The following is a 1854-nucleotide window of genomic DNA, read 5'->3' as shown; positions in this document are numbered from 1 at the left end:
CGACATCGTCCGCTACGAAGACGTCTACGCCCGCGGCCAGGGCGCTAAGGGCTGACGGCCTGCACAACGGAATATGTGGTGTTAGATACCTGTGGCCGAACGAGACAGGCCCCCAAAGCGGGGGCCTTTTTTGTTGTTTGGCCGTCAAGCAGGCGATGCAACGCACGCTGTGCTTTCACCTCGTTAAGCGGTTTTGACTAGCGTTCCGCTGATTGACACAGAGAACGAGACCCAACCCATGACGACCAACCCGTTTGCAAACCGTGTTTCCAGCCTGTCCGGCCCCGCGCGCGACGTTGCCCCGTGACCCCTTCTGACACCACCGATCTGGCCGAGGTGGCAATCGGTCTGTACGTCGAAACGGGCGGTGCACTGGAAATGACCACGGTCCGAGGGGAAACACGCACCGTTCAGGTGGCTGATTTCTCCATCCTGCCCGTTGGCGTGACGCGCGTTCATGCCACCGGCACGACCGCATCGGGCATCCATGCCCTTGTGCTGACCTGAGGCGGACCCTGTACCTGCCGCGCCCCTTTCGTGCGGCAGGTTATCTTTCGGCCGAGGGTGGGCGCCCGGTCCTAGTCCGCTCCGAACAGATCGCGGGTAAAGACCTTGTCGCTGACATCGCTGATCTCATCCGACAACCGGTTGGCGACGATCAGGTCGGCCTGCTGCTTGAACGCGTCCAAATCGCGGACCACTGGTGAGTGGAAAAAGTGATCCTCGCTCAGGGCCGGTTCATAGACGATGACCTGAATGCCCTTAGCCTTGATCCGTTTCATGATGCCCTGAACCGAGCTCTGTCGGAAATTGTCACTGCCCTCTTTCATGACCAGTCGGTAAATTCCGACAGTCTTTGGCCCCTTCATCAGAATTTGGTCGCTGAGGAAGTCCTTGCGGGTGCGGTTGGCATCGACGATGGCGCGGATCAGGTTTTGCGGCACGTGATTGTAGTTGGCCAGCAGCTGCTTGGTGTCCTTGGGCAGGCAATAGCCGCCATAGCCGAAAGACGGGTTGTTGTAATGGGTACCGATCCGCGGGTCGAGGCTGACGCCTTCAATGATCTGGCGCGGGTCCATACCACCGGCCAGGGAATAGCTGTCGAGCTCGTTGAAAAAAGCCACCCGCATGGCGAGGTATGTATTGGCGAACAGCTTGATCGCCTCGGCCTCGTCTGCGTCGGTAAACAGAACCGGCACATCCTTGTCCACCGCCCCTTCCACCAGAAGATCGGCAAAAACCTTTGCCCGGTCGGACCGTTCACCGACGATGATCCGACTGGGGTGCAGGTTGTCATACAGCGCCCGCCCCTCGCGCAGAAACTCCGGCGAGAAGATGATGTTATCCGTGCCGAACCGGGCGCGGGCCTCGGTCACGAACCCCACCGGGATGGTGGATTTGATCACGATGGCTGCGCCTGGGTTCACCGCAGTGACCCGTTCAATCACCGCATCGACCGAGCTGGTGTCGAAGTAATTGCTTCGCGGATCGTAATTGGTGGGCGTGGCCACAACCACAAAATCGGCCTCTGAATATGCGGCTTCGGCATCGGTGGTCGCGGTCAGGGTAAGCGCACGGTTGGACAGGAAATCCTTGATCTCGGCATCTTGAATCGGGCTTTGACACTGATTGACCAGATCCACGCGCTGCTGCGAGATATCCAGCGCGACCACGTCATGGTTTTGCGCCAGCAGCACCGCATTGGACAATCCCACATAGCCAATACCAACAACCGCGATTTTCATGATTCAGTTCCTTATGTAACCGAGGCCCAGACTGTGCCGCGGGACGTCTCGATTATCAATTCACTGCAGCGACGATTGGAGTTGTGATGAGTGATGGGGTGATTTGGCT

2 protein-coding genes are annotated in these 1854 nt (G+C 58.6%); one reads left to right on the top strand and one right to left on the bottom strand.

Annotated elements, in window-relative coordinates:
* Positions 1-303 precede the first annotated feature (303 nt).
* On the top strand, positions 304-507 hold the full coding sequence (locus GOX88_RS23220) for a spike base protein, RCAP_Rcc01079 family (protein ID WP_254436360.1): 204 nt from the start codon (positions 304-306) through the stop codon (positions 505-507).
* A gap of 71 nt (positions 508-578) precedes the next feature.
* On the opposite strand, the gene GOX88_RS23215 is transcribed toward GOX88_RS23220, so the two are convergent.
* On the bottom strand, positions 579-1745 hold the full coding sequence (locus GOX88_RS23215) for a nucleotide sugar dehydrogenase (protein WP_170407813.1): 1167 nt from the start codon (positions 1743-1745) through the stop codon (positions 579-581).
* Between the last annotated feature and the right edge of the window lie 109 nt (positions 1746-1854).

Origin of the sequence: Ruegeria arenilitoris (genome assembly GCF_013030985.1) — a bacterium.
Classification (GTDB): Bacteria; Pseudomonadota; Alphaproteobacteria; order Rhodobacterales; family Rhodobacteraceae; genus Ruegeria; species Ruegeria arenilitoris_B.
This window is presented reverse-complemented; position numbering and strand designations above follow the sequence as displayed.

Excerpts from the sequence above, each read along its gene's own strand:
- GOX88_RS23215 (WP_170407813.1), bottom strand. The coding sequence starts at position 1,745 with ATGAAAATCGCGGTTGTTGGTATTGGCTATGTGGGATTGTCCAATGCG.